Origin of the sequence: Citrobacter sp. Cpo015 (assembly GCF_030333035.1) — a bacterium.
Taxonomy (GTDB): Bacteria; Pseudomonadota; Gammaproteobacteria; order Enterobacterales; family Enterobacteriaceae; genus Citrobacter; species Citrobacter portucalensis.
Map to the genome: position 1 here is coordinate 523,124 of NZ_JAOWGS010000019.1, position 14,849 is coordinate 537,972.

The window sequence follows — 14,849 nt, forward strand, 5'->3', positions numbered from 1 at the left end:
CGGGGCATAGCTAATAGTTGGAATATCATGTAAGTTTTCGTTGAGTTTACTATAGAAATATTAAGTCTCAGTGGGTGATGGTGTTTTCTGGTGTAAACTTCGTTAACTTCGTAGATATAGTAAATCTCTCTTCAGTTTTATATGCTGTAGGTGGAGGTAATTCCTATCATAAGCTAAACTCTCAAACCAAAAAATATTGAGGTTTCAATTGCTCTCACTAATTTATTTGTTACCGCTATATGTGTTATTTACTTTTTTGCTATTCCTGTCAGATATTATTCTATGGCCAATAGATACAAATGGGGTGTGGATACTAAGTTTATTTGTAGCTTGTATTATATGTGCATCATACCTAGGTATTTATTTAGGCCTAAATGCGAAAGCATTTATATCATCAAAAAATTATGTTTCTGGGCTAAAAATAGTAAGACATTTTTCGACAATATCAGCGATTCTTTTCACCATTACACTAATGGCGATCTTTATCTATACAGGAAACTCGCTTGGTAATATTTTTGAATTAGCGATTGATCCTCGATTAGCCTATCAGACAATGTTGACACATGAGGCAGAAAAAGGAAGCGGATTTTATCTTTATAAAATACTCTCCATAATAATGGCTCCTTTGTATTATGCGGTCATTCCCTTAATGGTTATGCGCTGGAAATACTTAACAAGAAAGCAAGTATTCTTTGGGTTTATATTTGTACTTGGAATGATCTTATTTTCAATCTTCCGAGGTACTGATAGAGAAATTGGTGAGTTAGTCATTCTTCTTGTTAGCGTAACTCTTGTACTAATCGCTCAAAAAATTAGAAGTGGTGAGTTTTCGACTTATCAAGTTTTAAGAGTATTCTTTATTCTCATAATTTTATTTTTGTTGTTCTTCATTATTTTTTCCTTTAGGAAATATGAGCGACTGAGTGGAGACCTTGATTTTTGTGTTTATAATATTGCTTGCGCCAATCAAAACTCCATATTTCATTCGTTTATGTCGGACGAAATATTTTTCTCGGTTAGCATGTTAACGTCTTATCTATCCCAAGGATATTATGGACTCTACTTGACATTGGGAATGGATCAGTGTTTCACCTTCTTTGTTGGTCATTCTCCATTCCTTGTTTCAGCCATTGATAACCTATTGAATATTGATTTATATAGTTGCTCGCTTATGGGACAACTAAATGGAGTCGGTTGGAGTGATGGTTATACATGGAGTACCATCTATCCATGGTTGGCTAATGATATTTCCTATTATCTTGTTGTTCCTTTTATATTATTAATGTCTCTATTTTTAGCAACTACATGGAAAATAGCTGTATTAGAGAATCTTTTTTCTGCTGTGATGGTCTTTATATTCCTTTTTTACGGCGTCATTTTTTCCACTGCGAACAACCAACTCGCTATTGCACCCGAAATCTATACTGCATTCATAGTTTGGGTTGTTATTTTTATTAAGGATGTTCAGTGGAAAAAAACAGTATGACTCTACATTTTATTAAGTTAGGTAGCAGTAACTTAATAAAAATGTTGGTGGGTTTTATATACCTTAAGATTATATCTAGCTATATTACTCCGGAAGAGTTTGGTAGTTTAGGTCAGTTTTTAACCTTTGTCGCGATTGTTTCCATGTTATCTCTTGGAGGAGGAAATAATGGAATGGTTAAATATTTGTCGGAAAATAAAGGAGATTATAAGAGTTGGCTTAAGGTTTTTAATCAGAATTTTACAATAGTAGCCATTATAAATATTATACTTTTTTTTATTTTGTTTTTTTTTGCAAATGAATTTTCATTCTTAATTTTTACAAGTGTTTTGCACGCAGACATAATACGATATTATGCGATAGTGCAACTTTTTGTTGCTTTTGGTTTATATTCGAATGTGTTTTTTATTAGTGGTGTTGATACGTGGAATAGCAGTCTGCAGACAGTTTTTAACTCAGCTTTATTTTTGATTACTGTATTGATTGGGGTTTTATTCTTTACTGAAAAAAGTTTGATCTATACAGCTATGTTTGTTAATTTATTTATGGGGATATATGGAGTAATATATTTCTTTAAAAAAAGAAAACAATATTGTGGGGTTTTTTCATTAACAAGAATAGAGTCTGGGTATGTAAAAAAACTATCCGGTTACGCAATGGTTACTATTTCAGGTGCGGTGCTGTGGCCTGTTTCACAATTTATTCTGCGAAAGGAAATTGGCACTGAATTAGGGTGGGGGGTTGTAGGTTACTGGTTCGCAAGCATAAAAATTTCAGATGCTTATATTCAATTTTTTTCTATATTTTTATTAAGTTATCTATATCCTAAGCTTTCATCTGTAAATAAAAAAGACATTAAGGTCAAAAACTTCAAAGGATTCATGGTGTTCTATATACCAATGTTAATTGGTAGCCTTATTGTCGTTTATTTTGGTAGGGACATTATTGTCTGGTTGCTGTTAGGTAAGGAATTTAAGTTAGTAGCAAGCTATGTACAATTACAAATCATTGGTGATGTCATTAAGCTTCTGTATAGTTCTCTTCTGATGTACATACTGTCTTGTGGAAAGGTTAAATATTCTATTGCTGTAGAGTTTTTGAATTCTATAGTTTTTATAAGTGCTACTTTGTTTTTAATTTCATATGTTGGGTGGCGAGCTCCATTGATAGGATATGTAATAACTCAAAGTATTACTTTGTTGTATGTATATTTTTATTATGAAAAGGTTCGAAAAATTGAATATACTGATATTGTGCAGTAAAATGGATATTTCTGGGAAATCACCATGGTTAACTAATGAGTTAATAGAACAATTCAAAACCGAAGGTGATGTAGTGGATGTTATATTTAATGACTGGAGTTCTGTTAATGTAGAACAGTCTATAGAATTGTCTGATGGGAGTGTTTTTCTTATTCGTCCAAGAAGTAATAAATATGGTAAATTACATAAGTGGTTTACTTCTGGTATTGGGGTGTGGCGTGATGTGTCACAAAAAATAAATAGGGATAGATATGATTTAATTATTCATTTTTCACCTGCGATGACTTGTGGTTTTCTTAACTGGTTTTTTAAAAGAAAATATAAATGCACATCTGCTTTTATACTATGGGATTTTTTCCCTTATCATCACTATCAGATAGGTTTGCTGCCCAAACTGTTACTTAAGCCTTTCTCATTGATTGAAAAATTTTATATCTATAAAAGTGATTTTGTTGGGTTGATGAGTCAGCGTAATATGGAGTATTTCAATAATAAATACCCTGACTATTGCGGTAGAAAGAAAATAATTCCCATATGGGGACCGAATGAAATATTTCAGGAAAACACATGCCTAAGTTTGATTAAAGAAAAATATCATATTGCTGGTGATGATTTTGTCTGTGTGTTTGGTGGACAATTAGAAGCTGGACGTGGTATTGATAGTATATTAGATATTAAAAAGAATATAAAGTCTGATAGAGTTAAGTTTATTATATTGGGAAGTGGTTCATTAAAGTCTGACGTTGAGAAAAGAATCTTTGATGAAAATATTAAAAATGTTCTGTTATATGACTATGTTCCACGTGATGAATATTTGGCGTTGGTGTCAGCATGTCAATTAGGAATAGTTGCTACAGTCGATAATGTTGATGTCCCTACATTCCCATCAAAAACTATTGATTATTTTAGGTGTTCCATTCCCGTTATTTCTTTAGTTGAGGAATCTACTGACTATGGAACGTTTGTTGAGAAAGTAGCTTGTGCTGGATATAGTTTTACCCATAAACAAATTGATGAGGTCGTTAACTGTATACAAACAATGATGAATGATCCCTCCCATTGTAAAGAATTAGGTAAAAATGGTGCTGAATATTATCAGGCGAATTTGGCAGTTAAGTTTATTACCAAGAGATTAAAATCAGCGTTAAATCCCTAAATCATCAAACAATGCCGGAGGAGTCTATAGACTCCCCCTGGATTTATGCGAAATGTTGTCCGAGATGGATTTTATATCTGGTTCCATGTAGCTGTATCCGCCGGAGAAAAGGATAACCAGTGACTGCTCGACCTCATCCGTGGCACTTATACGCTGAGAAGTGGAGTTCACGGTTACCGCTGGATCTACGGTGTTTTTTCTGAAATCTGTGAGGTGTGCTGCAGCAACCGTGTTGCTTGAGTTACGAGGAAAATAGGATACAGGCATACATGGTTATAAAGTGCCTAGCGGACTCCGGCTCGACCATCACTTATAGTGTCTAATTGCTTACAGCATGAATTTACTGCTCTGAAGCTCCATCAAGTGAGGACAACCGATATTACTTATATCAACAGGACTGATTGAATCTGGCCATAGTCATAAATGGTGGGCTGAACGATGAAATCCAAACTGTTACGAGTGCTGTCGTTGCATGCACTTGTATTGCGGTCTGGTGGCAAAAACATCATGGTGTGCAGAGATCAGGGGAATGAGCATGGGCCGCTGCAGGGAAAATCCTGTACCTGAGTCGTTCTCTGAAAAGAACACATCAGGAAGAAGTTATATAAAATTTGTAGTATGGCCGATGGATATCTTCGATTACATTGAAGTGTTCTAGAACTGTAACCGACGCCATAGTCATTTTGGTGGTGTCAGTATGAAAGCCTTCGGATAGGTATCATCGTGAGTATAGAACTGTATACCAGAGCGACTGCATTCCACCATTTTCATGGTGATTAATGCTACTTTTTAACTTGATTATGGGGGGGAATGGGTGTTCTAAAGTTCAAAACCACAGCGCCTAGTTATACAATCACTACCTGCAGATTAATCTGATTTAATCATCCATAATTTCCAGCCCCGAAGTTTATTATCGGCCTTCTTTGTGCCCAAAATGCCGAGGTTCTGTGGTATCGCTGAAATTGCAAACCGTTAATTGGGCCTTAACCTCCTCCCGGTAACAGGACTCAACCTTGACATTAACTAGTTGTCAGAGTTAAAAAACTAATTCTTGTGATGGTCGATGGACTTTCACCGTGGTTTAACTCACAAAAGTTACTATCGAATGAAAATAACAATTTCCGGTACCGGTTATGTCGGCTTATCCAATGGCATTCTGATTGCCCAGCACCATGAAGTGGTCGCTCTGGATATCGTTCCGACGAAGGTCGAGATGCTGAATCAGAAAAAATCGCCGATCGTTGATAGAGAGATCGAAGAGTATCTGGCGACAAAACAGCTGAATTTCCGTGCAACGACCGATAAGTATGATGCTTACCGCGACGCGGACTACGTTATCATCGCGACACCGACTGATTACGATCCAAAAACTAACTACTTTAACACCTCGAGCGTCGAGTCAGTGATCCGCGATGTAGTCGAAATTAACCCAAATGCGGTGATGGTAATTAAATCAACGATTCCGGTTGGCTTTACGAACTCCATTAAAGAACAGTTGGGTATCGACAATATTTTCTTTTCGCCAGAATTCCTGCGTGAAGGTCGTGCACTGTACGACAACCTGCATCCGTCCCGTATCGTTATTGGTGAACGTTCCGAACGTGCCGAGCGTTTTGCCGCGCTGCTGCAGGAAGGAGCGGTTAAAAAGGACATTCCGACGCTGTTTACCGACTCGACTGAAGCCGAAGCCATCAAGTTGTTCGCTAACACCTATCTGGCGTTACGTGTGGCTTACTTTAACGAGCTGGATAGCTATGCAGAAAGTCTTGGCTTGAATTCACGGCAGATTATTGAAGGTGTGTGCCTGGATCCGCGTATCGGTAATCACTACAACAACCCGTCATTCGGCTATGGTGGCTATTGTCTGCCGAAAGATACTAAGCAGTTGCTGGCGAACTACGCGTCTGTACCGAATAACATTATTGGCGCGATCGTTGATGCGAACCGTACGCGTAAGGACTTCATCGCAGATTCTATTCTTGCGCGTAAGCCTAAGGTAGTTGGCGTGTACCGTTTGATCATGAAAAGTGGCTCTGATAACTTCCGCGCGTCTTCTATTCAGGGGATTATGAAGCGCATTAAAGCCAAGGGCGTGCCTGTTATTATCTATGAACCGGTCATGGAAGAGGATGAATTTTTCCATTCCCGAGTTGTGCGTGATCTTAATGCGTTCAAAAATGAAGCGGATATTATTATTTCCAACCGTATGACGTCAGAATTAGCTGATGTTGCCGATAAAGTTTATACCCGCGATTTGTTTGGTAGTGATTAATCTCGTCTCCATAAAAAAGGCCTTATATAAGGCCTTTTTTATTTTAATCAGGCCAGTAATCAAACTTTGTAGAAATCACGGTACCAGTCAACGAAGTTCTTCACCCCATCATTTACCGTGGTTTCAGGTTTAAAACCAATTACCTCATACAGCGCTTGAGTGTCTGCGCTGGTTTCCAGCACATCACCTGGCTGTAGTGGTAGCATGTTTTTCTTCGCTTCAATACCCAGAGCATCTTCCAGAGCCTGGATATAGTCCATTAGCTCAACCGGTGAACTATTGCCGATATTGTAGACGTGATAGGGCGCAATGCTGGCTGCTGGCGTGCCTGTTTCAACGGTCCATTGGCTGTCTGCGTGTGGAATGACATCCTGCAGGCGAATGATTGCTTCTGCGATATCATCAATATAGGTAAAGTCACGCTTCATTTTGCCATAGTTATAGACGTCAATACTCTTTCCTTCTAGCATCGCTTTGGTGAACTTGAACAGCGCCATATCAGGACGACCCCAAGGACCGTACACGGTAAAGAAACGCAACCCGGTTGTGGGCAATCCGTACAAATGGGAATAAGTATGGGCCATCAGTTCGTTGGCTTTTTTGGTTGCTGCATACAGCGACACGGGATGATCTACGGAATCATCCGTAGAGAAAGGCATTTTGCGATTCAGGCCGTAAACTGAACTGGAGGATGCGTAGAGTAAATGCTGAATTTTATTATGGCGACACCCTTCCAGTATGTTCAGAAAGCCTGTGATATTTGAGTCTGCATAGGCATGCGGGTTTTCGAGTGAATAACGTACACCAGCTTGTGCGGCGAGATGAATCACACGTTCAAAATGCCCGGATGCGAAGAGATCGGTCATGCCTTCGCGGTCGGCTAAATCAATTTTATGAAACAGGAAACCAGGCTGTGCTAGTAATTCCAGACGAGCTTGTTTAAGGCTGACGTCGTAGTAATCGTTCAGGTTATCAATACCGACTACTTGATGGCCAGCCTCAAGGAGGCGTTTGCTAACGTGGAAGCCGATGAAACCAGCGGCACCCGTAACCAGGTATTTCATGTTTATTCCTCTTTTTGGCTAAATAATAGCCAGGCACCAACAGGTGCTACTAAAAAGTGGAATGATACCTTTAGATGGTAAAAAAGCTAATTGTTATATTATTTACGCCTACCATTTTTACTGGTCAGACGGTAAGTATTCACGATATGAATTCAATAAAATGAATTGTAAAGTATAACGATTAGCGGGCATGAAACCTGTGTGTTGATGGTTTTTTGCGCATGAAGATGTTCTTTGAGTATTGACACTTTTGTTTAATCGTATCGATTTTCAGTAGTGATTGAAATACCAATCAAAATCCCTGAAACAATTTGATTTTTTTATCATTAATCCTATGGCATTACCTCAATTTATAGCTAAACTGATTCCAGTTTAAGTCTTTCCTTATCTAGGGTTTCTATGTCTGTAAGTGATAACAACATGTCCGGGCGCAGTCACGATCCGGAACAGATTGATCTGATTGATTTACTGGTACAGTTGTGGCGTGGGAAAGTAACAATCGTTATCGCGATTGTTATTGCCATAGTGCTTGCTGTGGGCTATCTGGCAGTTGCTAAGGAGAAATGGACCTCAACAGCCATTATTACTCAACCGGATGTTGGTCAGATCGCCACATATAACAACGCCCTCAATGTGTTGTATGGTGCCAGTGCGCCTAAGACCACTGAACTTCAGGCAAATGTGATCGGGCGATTCAGCACCTCTTTATCTGCATTGGCTGAAATGCTTGATAATCAGGAAAAACCAGAAAAACTGACGATTGATCAGTCTGTTAAAGGTCAACCACTGCCGTTGGCGATTTCTTATGTGAGTGGCTCACCAGAAGACGCTCAGCGTCAACTGGCTGAATACATTCAACAAACAGATGAAAAGGTTGCTAAAGAGCTGGAGCTTGACCTGGTTGATAATATCAAGTTGCAAACAACCACGATTCAGGACTCTTTGAAAACTCAGGAAGTGGTCGCGCAGGAGCAAAAAGATCTGCGAATTAAGCAAATTCAGGAAGCGCTGCGTTATGCAGAGCAGGCCGGGGTGACTAAGCCGCAAATTCAGCAGACGCAGGATGTGACACAGGACAGTATGTTCCTGTTGGGTAGTGATGCCCTGAAGTCCATGATTGAGCACGAATCTACACGTCCTTTGATATTGTCTGATAACTACTTCCAGACCAAGCAAAAGCTTTTGGATATTGAAAATCTTAAGTTTGAAGGGGCTGAGTTACACGCCTACCGCTATGTGATGAAACCAACGTTACCAATTCGTCGTGACAGCCCGAAAAAAGCGATTACCCTCGTACTGGCAGTTCTGCTCGGTGGGATGATTGGTGCCGGTGTGGTGCTGGGGCGAAATGCTCTGCGTGGTTACAAAGCCAAAGCTGAGTAAGTCTAAAGCTGACAACAAAAAACCGGGCTCTGCCCGGTTTTTTTACGTCTGCAGATTACTGATGACGCTTACGTAAATTCTCAATCACCGTCGTCAGGTCGAGGTCCTGGTCTTGCAGCAGCACCAGCAGGTGATACATCAGATCAGAGGCTTCATTTGTCAGCTCAAAACGGTCGTTCACCGTCGCGGCCAGCGCGGTTTCTACGCCTTCTTCACCCACTTTCTGTGCGATGCGTTTGGTGCCGCTGGCATACAGTTTCGCGGTGTAGGAGCTGGCTGGGTCAGCGGTTTTACGTTCGGCCAGCAGTTGTTCAAGCTGATACAAAAACAGCCACTGGTGGCTGGCGTCGCCAAAGCAGCTTGAGGTGCCTTTATGGCAGGTTGGGCCAATCGGGTTAACCAGCACCAGCAGGGTGTCGTTGTCGCAGTCAGGCGCAATGCTCACCACATTCAGGAAGTGACCGGAGGTTTCTCCTTTGGTCCACAGGCGCTGCTTGGTCCGCGAGAAAAAGGTCACTTTGCCGCTTTCGAGCGTTTTATCCAGCGCCTCCGGGTTCATATACCCCAGCATCAATACTTCACCGGAAACCGCATGCTGCACGATGACTGGCATCAGTCCGTCGGTTTTTTCCCAGTCCAGCTCGCGGCATTGTTGCTTCGTTAACATATCCTGATCTCCACGCCCTGTGTTGCCAGGTACGCTTTTAATTCGCCAATATTGATAATTTGTTTGTGGAAGACGGAGGCGGCAAGCGCGCCGTCAACGTCGGCATCCCGGATGGCTTCGAGGAAGTGTTCCATGGTGCCCGCACCGCCGGAGGCAATCAGCGGGACGTGGCAGACGTCGCGCACTTTTTTCAACTGCTCCAGGTCATAACCGTTACGAACGCCGTCCTGGTTCATCATGTTCAGGACGATTTCGCCCGCGCCGCGTTTTTGGACCTCCTGCACCCAGTCCAGTGTTTCCCACTGCGTGACGCGGGTACGACTTTCATCTCCGGTATACTGATTTACATGATATTTGCCGGTTTCGGCGTCATACCAGGTATCAATGCCCACCACGATGCACTGCACGCCGAAGCGGTCCGCCAGACGGGTGATAAGTTCCGGTTCGGCCAGCGCCGGGGAGTTGATGGAGATTTTGTCCGCCCCGAAGGAGAGAATGCGCGCCGCATCGTCGATGGATTTAATGCCACCGGCAACACAGAACGGAATATCGATCACTTCCGCCACGCGTGATACCCAGCTTTTATCCACTACGCGTCCATCGCTGGAAGCGGTGATATCGTAGAACACCAGTTCATCTGCGCCTTCATCGGCATAGCGTTTTGCCAGCGGGACAATGTCGCCAATAATCTCGTGATTACGGAACTGGACGCCTTTTACCACCTGCCCATCACGGACGTCCAGACAAGGAATTATGCGTTTTGCCAGCATTGAATGGCCTCCTCAACGGTGAACTTTCCTTCCAGCAGGGCTCGTCCGACGATCACGCCGCGAACTCCGGTCCCGCGCAGGGCCGCTACGTCCTCGATTCCGCCAATGCCGCCAGATGACTGAAACGCCACCTGCGGGTATTTGGCGCATACTTCTTCATACAGCGCGACGTTTGAGCCTGCCAGCGTACCGTCGCGGGAGATATCGGTGCACAGCACGTGCTTCAGGCCGACGGGTAAATAGGTCTCAACCAGTTCTTCCAGTGAAACCCCTGAATCTTCCTGCCAGCCACTGACCGCAACCTGTTTATTCCCGTGCTCGTCAATACGAACGTCCAGCGCCAGCACCAGTGCGTCGGCACCAAAACGGGCAAACCAGCTTTTGACTATCTCGGGGGATTTTACCGCCGTCGAACCCACCACCACGCGCGCCACACCTGCGTCAAGAAGCGCCGCCACGTCTGCTTCCGTACGCACGCCGCCGCCAACCTGTACCGGAACATTGACGCCAGCGACCAGCGTTTTGATCAGCGGGATCTGGCGCTGTGCCGGGTCTTTCGCGCCGGTTAAATCTACCAGGTGCAGCACTTCAGCCCCCTGGGCTGCATAATCCTGCAAACGGGGGAGAGGATCGTTACCGTAATCACGTTGCTTAGCGTAATCGCCCTGATGAAGACGCACCACCGTGCCGTCGATTAAATCTAATGCCGGAATAATCATTACATCTCCAGAAAGTTTTTCAGCAACTGTGCCCCAGCCGCGCCCGAACGTTCCGGGTGAAACTGTACGCCAAAGAAATTGTCCTTTTGTACTGCCGCGGTAAACGGTTCGCCGTAATTGCACTGGGCGATGGTCCACGGGTTTACCGGCATAGCGTAGCTGTGTACAAAGTAGAAATACGCACCATCTTCAATGCCCTGGAACAGTCGATTTCCCGCCTGCGGATAGACGCGATTCCAGCCCATATGCGGCAGCGGCAGACCGAAATCGGTCATCTTCGGGACGTCCTGCTCAATAATGCCCAGTAGGGAGACACCGTTACTCTCTTCGCTGCGGCGGCCCAGCAGTTGCATACCTAAACAGATCCCCAGTACCGGTTGCGTACAGGCTTTAATCAGTTCAATCAGTTCGCGCTCGTGCAACTGGTCCATAGCCGCCTGCGCGGTGCCTACGCCCGGCAGAAATAGTTTATCGGCGCGCAGCACCACGTCCGGGTCACGACTGACAACAGGATCGTATCCGTGGCGTGCGACGGCGGATTTTACCGAATGCAGGTTGGCGCAACCGGTGTCCAGAATCACCACGTTCATTACAGCACTCCTTTTGAGGAGGGCAGCGTGTCGCCTTCTACACGAATCGCCTGACGCAGCGTACGGCCAAAGGCTTTAAACAGGCTCTCCACACGGTGGTGGTCATTTTTGCCTTTGGTTTTCAGGTGCAGGGTGACGCCCATAGTGTAAGAAAGTGAACGGAAGAAGTGTTCGATCATCTCCGTGCTCAGATCGCCAACGCGCTGGTAGGTAAACTCCGCGCGGTACTCCAGGTGTGGACGGCCGGAGATATCCAGCGCGCAACGTGCCAGACACTCATCCATCGGCAGCACAAAACCAAAACGGTTGATGCCGCGTTTATCGCCTAACGCCAGCTTTAAGGCTTCGCCCAGCGCCAGACCGGTATCTTCAACGGTGTGGTGATCGTCTATATACAGATCGCCCTTGACGGCAATCTCCATGCGAAAACCGCCGTGGGTGGCGATTTGATCCAGCATGTGGTCAAAGAAGCCAACGCCGGTATTGATTTTGCTGCGGCCTTCGCGGTCCAGCCAGACTTTGACGTCAATCTGCGTTTCTTTAGTATTACGCTCAACGTGTGCGTAGCGGTCACGTTTGGTCAACTGCTCGCCGATCATCGCCCAGTTCAGGGTATCGCGATGGTAACGCAATCCGCTAATGCCCATGTTTTCAGCGAGCTGAATATCGGTTACCCGATCGCCAATGACGTAGCTGTTCGCCATATCCATGGCCTGTTCAACCAGATACTGTTCAACCAGCTTCACTTTTGGCTTACGGCAATCACACTCGTCCGCTGGCAGGTGCGGGCAGATCAATACCTCATCAAACGTCACGCCCTGAGAAGTGAAAATTTGCATCATCAGGTTATGCGGACCGTCAAAATCAGCCTGCGGGAAACTCTGGGTTCCGAGTCCATCCTGGTTAGTGATCATAACCAGCTTAAAACCTGCTTTTTGCAGTTTCAGCAAAACGGGAACAACTTCCGGCTCGAAGGCAAGTTTGTCAAAGCGATCGACCTGAAAGTCACTTGGCGGTTCGGAAATCAGGGTTCCATCACGGTCAATAAAAAGATACTTCTGGCTCATACTTGCTCCGCACGTAAGGCGTCAATGACGCGCTGGCTCTCTTCACGGGTTCCGACAGTAATTCGCAGGCAGCCGCTTAACGAAGGTTGTTTATTCTGATCTCGTAAGATAATGCCCTGATCCCACAAAGATTTAAATACGCTACTTGATGCGGTGAAGCGCGCCAGAACATAGTTGGTTTCAGAATCGAATACCTGCTCTACACAGCGAATTGTTTTCAGGTTCTCCACCAGATACTGACGCTCTTCCAGGATCTGCTCTACGCGTTTACGCATGGCGGAAATCCCTTGCGGCGTCAGCGCCTGGGCGGCGATATCTGCCACCGGCGTAGAGAGCGGGTAAGGGGCAATCACTTTTAACAGCAGATTGATAACCTCTTCATTCGCCAGCGTAAACCCGCAGCGTAAACCGGCGAGCGCAAACGCTTTGGACAACGTGCGTAATATCACCAGATGCGGATACTCAGACAGCCAGCCTGCCAGCGTGGCCTGCGGGCAAAACTCAATATAGGCCTCATCAGCGACCACAATAGCTTTACCCTGCGTCATGTCGAGCAGTGAACGCAGATCCTGCGGGTTAATCAGCTGGCCGGTTGGGTTATTAGGGCTGCATACGTAGACTACCTTCACGCCATCAAGCTTGTCCGCGATGCCTTGCAAATCCAGTTGCCAGTCGTCGAGTGTTGGAACGGTGCGGCACTCAACGCCAATCGTTTCGGCGCTGACGCTGTACATGCCATAAGTCGGCGGGCAGTACAGAATCGCATCTTTACCGGGTTCGCAAAACGCGCGCACCAGCAGTTCGATCCCTTCATCTGCGCCGCGGCTGACCAGCACCTGCTCCGGCTTGACGCCAGCATACTGCGCGTAATTTTCAATCACCGCTTTCGGCTGACATTCCGGGTAGCGGTTCAGCGTTTGCTGAGTGAGCTGGAACTCAACGGCGGTGGGGTATTCATTCGCGTTGAGCCAGACATCTCCGCTACCGCCGAGACGACGGGCAGACTGATAGGGCGTTAATTCGCGAACATTCTTACGGGCTAAATCAGTGACGCTGAGAAAGTTGTCAGTGCTCATGCTTGCTCCTTCAGGGCGTTAACGCGCAGGGTGACGGCATTTTTGTGGGCAGTCAGTCGTTCAGCAGCGGCCAGTGTTTCAATGGTTGAGGCCAGGGCAGAGAAACCTTGTGGGGTTAATTCCTGTACGGTCATCCGTTTCTGGAAATCAGCCAGTCCAAGGCTTGAGCAGGTCGCGGTATAGCCGTAGGTCGGAAGAACGTGGTTGGTGCCAGAAGCATAGTCGCCTGCGGATTCCGGCGACCAGTCGCCGAGGAACACCGAACCGGCGCTGGTGATCTCATCAACCAGTTCACGCGCGTTGCGGGTCTGAATAATCAGGTGTTCCGGACCGTAGGCGTTAGATATTTCAACGCACTGCGCCAGATCTTTCGCCACGATTAAGCGGCTGGAGGAGAGTGCCTGACGTGCGGTCTCAGCGCGGGAAAGCTCAGCAAGCTGGCGTTCAACGGCTTTGGCAACGCCTTCGGCAAGCGTAGCGTCTGGCGTCAGAAGGATAACCTGCGAGTCGGGGCCGTGTTCTGCCTGAGATAGCAGGTCAGAGGCAACAAAGTCCGGCGTCGCACCGCTGTCGGCGATAACCAGCACTTCGGACGGGCCAGCAGGCATGTCGATGGCCGCGCCGTCAAGACGCTGGCTGACCTGGCGTTTGGCTTCGGTCACATACGCATTGCCCGGCCCGAAGATTTTATCGACCTTAGGAATAGATTCGGTGCCCAGCGCCAGCGCGGCAATGGCTTGCGCACCGCCCACATTAAACACCTCTTTTACGCCACACAACTGCGCGGCGTAGAGGATTTCATCGGCAATTGGCGGCGGTGAGCACAGCACCACTTTTTTGCAACCGGCGATGCGCGCCGGGGTCGCCAGCATTAATACGGTGGAAAACAGCGGTGCCGAACCTCCAGGAATATACAGGCCCACGGAAGCGATAGGGCGGGTAACCTGCTGGCAGCGTACGCCCGGCTGGGTTTCGATATCCACCGGCGGTAGAATTTGCGCTCTGTGGAAAGTATCAATATTACGCACCGCCGCCTGCATGGCTTGTTTCAGTTCGTCGCTCAGGCGACTGCTGGCTTGCTGGATTTCTTCCTCGGTGACGCGCAGCGCGCCAACCTCGGTTTTATCAAACTTCGCGCTGTATTCACGCAGCGCCCGGTCGCCGTTATTTTTGACGTTCTCAAGGATCTCAGCCACCGTACGGCTGATGCTTTCAGAGGCGGAAATTGCCGGGCGCATCAGCAGTTCGCGCTGCTGCTCGGGGCTACAGCTATTCCAGTCAATCAGGGTATTGAAGCTCATGGTCGTTACTCCATCATCGGGTGTTGCCGGATGGCG

At 46.0% G+C, this 14,849-nt stretch carries 13 protein-coding genes; 5 read left to right on the plus strand and 8 right to left on the minus strand.

All coding sequences use genetic code 11. The features are described from left to right. Nucleotides 1–208 precede the first annotated feature (208 nt). From OGY67_RS02515 to ugd, 4 genes are all read left to right on the plus strand, one after another. The gene (locus OGY67_RS02515) at nt 209–1,486 is read left to right on the plus strand and encodes a hypothetical protein (protein ID WP_234692103.1); all 1,278 of its coding nucleotides are present in this window, start codon (nt 209–211) and stop codon (nt 1,484–1,486) included. Next, the gene (locus OGY67_RS02520; RefSeq protein WP_286573374.1) at nt 1,468–2,748 is read left to right on the plus strand and encodes an oligosaccharide flippase family protein; all 1,281 of its coding nucleotides are present in this window, start codon (nt 1,468–1,470) and stop codon (nt 2,746–2,748) included. The genes OGY67_RS02515 and OGY67_RS02520 overlap by 19 nt, the downstream gene beginning before the upstream one ends. 1 nt (nt 2,749) lies before the next feature. Continuing rightward, entirely contained in the window at nt 2,750–3,904 is a 1,155-nt protein-coding gene (locus OGY67_RS02525; protein WP_286573377.1) for a glycosyltransferase family 4 protein, read from the plus strand. Between the two features lie 1,105 nt (nt 3,905–5,009). Next, nucleotides 5,010–6,176, plus strand: coding sequence for a UDP-glucose 6-dehydrogenase (ugd, locus tag OGY67_RS02530; RefSeq protein ID WP_048215977.1), 1,167 nt, complete (start codon nt 5,010–5,012; stop codon nt 6,174–6,176). Nucleotides 6,177–6,235: 59 nt separating this feature from the next. Here the strand turns inward: ugd and OGY67_RS02535 are convergent, their stop codons facing one another. Then, on the minus strand, nt 6,236–7,240 hold the full coding sequence (locus OGY67_RS02535) for an NAD-dependent epimerase (protein ID WP_234692100.1): 1,005 nt from the start codon (nt 7,238–7,240) through the stop codon (nt 6,236–6,238). Between the two features lie 399 nt (nt 7,241–7,639). On the opposite strand from OGY67_RS02535, the gene wzzB reads away from it, so the two are divergent. Next, complete coding sequence (gene wzzB, locus OGY67_RS02540) at nt 7,640–8,623, plus strand: LPS O-antigen chain length determinant protein WzzB (RefSeq protein ID WP_234692099.1); 984 nt, start codon at nt 7,640–7,642, stop codon at nt 8,621–8,623. Nucleotides 8,624–8,678: 55 nt separating this feature from the next. On the opposite strand, the gene hisIE is transcribed toward wzzB, so the two are convergent. From hisIE to hisD, 7 genes are read right to left on the minus strand one after another with little or no spacing between them, the layout of a single operon-like run. Next, nucleotides 8,679–9,290: a bifunctional phosphoribosyl-AMP cyclohydrolase/phosphoribosyl-ATP diphosphatase HisIE gene (hisIE, locus tag OGY67_RS02545; RefSeq protein WP_000956425.1), complete on the minus strand. Its 612-nt coding sequence runs from the start codon at nt 9,288–9,290 to the stop codon at nt 8,679–8,681. Next, on the minus strand, nt 9,284–10,060 hold the full coding sequence (gene hisF / locus OGY67_RS02550; RefSeq protein WP_234692098.1) for an imidazole glycerol phosphate synthase subunit HisF: 777 nt from the start codon (nt 10,058–10,060) through the stop codon (nt 9,284–9,286). Before hisF ends, hisIE begins: the two co-directional genes overlap by 7 nt. Then, a complete protein-coding gene (gene hisA, locus OGY67_RS02555) occupies nt 10,042–10,779 on the minus strand; it encodes a 1-(5-phosphoribosyl)-5-[(5-phosphoribosylamino)methylideneamino]imidazole-4-carboxamide isomerase (RefSeq protein WP_008785166.1) in 738 nt (245 codons plus the stop codon). The genes hisF and hisA overlap by 19 nt, the downstream gene beginning before the upstream one ends. Continuing rightward, the gene (gene hisH / locus OGY67_RS02560) at nt 10,779–11,369 is read right to left on the minus strand and encodes an imidazole glycerol phosphate synthase subunit HisH (RefSeq protein WP_001103544.1); all 591 of its coding nucleotides are present in this window, start codon (nt 11,367–11,369) and stop codon (nt 10,779–10,781) included. The genes hisA and hisH overlap by 1 nt, the downstream gene beginning before the upstream one ends. Continuing rightward, complete coding sequence (gene hisB / locus OGY67_RS02565) at nt 11,369–12,436, minus strand: bifunctional histidinol-phosphatase/imidazoleglycerol-phosphate dehydratase HisB (RefSeq protein WP_032943910.1); 1,068 nt, start codon at nt 12,434–12,436, stop codon at nt 11,369–11,371. Before hisB ends, hisH begins: the two co-directional genes overlap by 1 nt. Beyond that, complete coding sequence (gene hisC / locus OGY67_RS02570; protein WP_286573380.1) at nt 12,433–13,512, minus strand: histidinol-phosphate transaminase; 1,080 nt, start codon at nt 13,510–13,512, stop codon at nt 12,433–12,435. Before hisC ends, hisB begins: the two co-directional genes overlap by 4 nt. Next, nucleotides 13,509–14,813, minus strand: coding sequence for a histidinol dehydrogenase (gene hisD / locus OGY67_RS02575; RefSeq protein WP_286573382.1), 1,305 nt, complete (start codon nt 14,811–14,813; stop codon nt 13,509–13,511). The genes hisC and hisD overlap by 4 nt, the downstream gene beginning before the upstream one ends. Nucleotides 14,814–14,849: the final 36 nt, after the last annotated feature.

What these genes read in the sequence shown, in the direction of transcription:
- OGY67_RS02525 (WP_286573377.1), top strand. Translation starts at nt 2,750, where the DNA reads ATGGATATTTCTGGGAAATCACCATGGTTAACTAATGAGTTAATAGAA.
- ugd (WP_048215977.1), top strand. Translation starts at nt 5,010, where the DNA reads ATGAAAATAACAATTTCCGGTACCGGTTATGTCGGCTTATCCAATGGC.
- OGY67_RS02535 (WP_234692100.1), bottom strand. Translation starts at nt 7,240, where the DNA reads ATGAAATACCTGGTTACGGGTGCCGCTGGTTTCATCGGCTTCCACGTT.
- wzzB (WP_234692099.1), top strand. Translation starts at nt 7,640, where the DNA reads ATGTCTGTAAGTGATAACAACATGTCCGGGCGCAGTCACGATCCGGAA.
- hisIE (WP_000956425.1), bottom strand. Translation starts at nt 9,290, where the DNA reads ATGTTAACGAAGCAACAATGCCGCGAGCTGGACTGGGAAAAAACCGAC.
- hisF (WP_234692098.1), bottom strand. Translation starts at nt 10,060, where the DNA reads ATGCTGGCAAAACGCATAATTCCTTGTCTGGACGTCCGTGATGGGCAG.
- hisA (WP_008785166.1), bottom strand. Translation starts at nt 10,779, where the DNA reads ATGATTATTCCGGCATTAGATTTAATCGACGGCACGGTGGTGCGTCTT.
- hisH (WP_001103544.1), bottom strand. Translation starts at nt 11,369, where the DNA reads ATGAACGTGGTGATTCTGGACACCGGTTGCGCCAACCTGCATTCGGTA.
- hisB (WP_032943910.1), bottom strand. Translation starts at nt 12,436, where the DNA reads ATGAGCCAGAAGTATCTTTTTATTGACCGTGATGGAACCCTGATTTCC.
- hisC (WP_286573380.1), bottom strand. Translation starts at nt 13,512, where the DNA reads ATGAGCACTGACAACTTTCTCAGCGTCACTGATTTAGCCCGTAAGAAT.
- hisD (WP_286573382.1), bottom strand. Translation starts at nt 14,813, where the DNA reads ATGAGCTTCAATACCCTGATTGACTGGAATAGCTGTAGCCCCGAGCAG.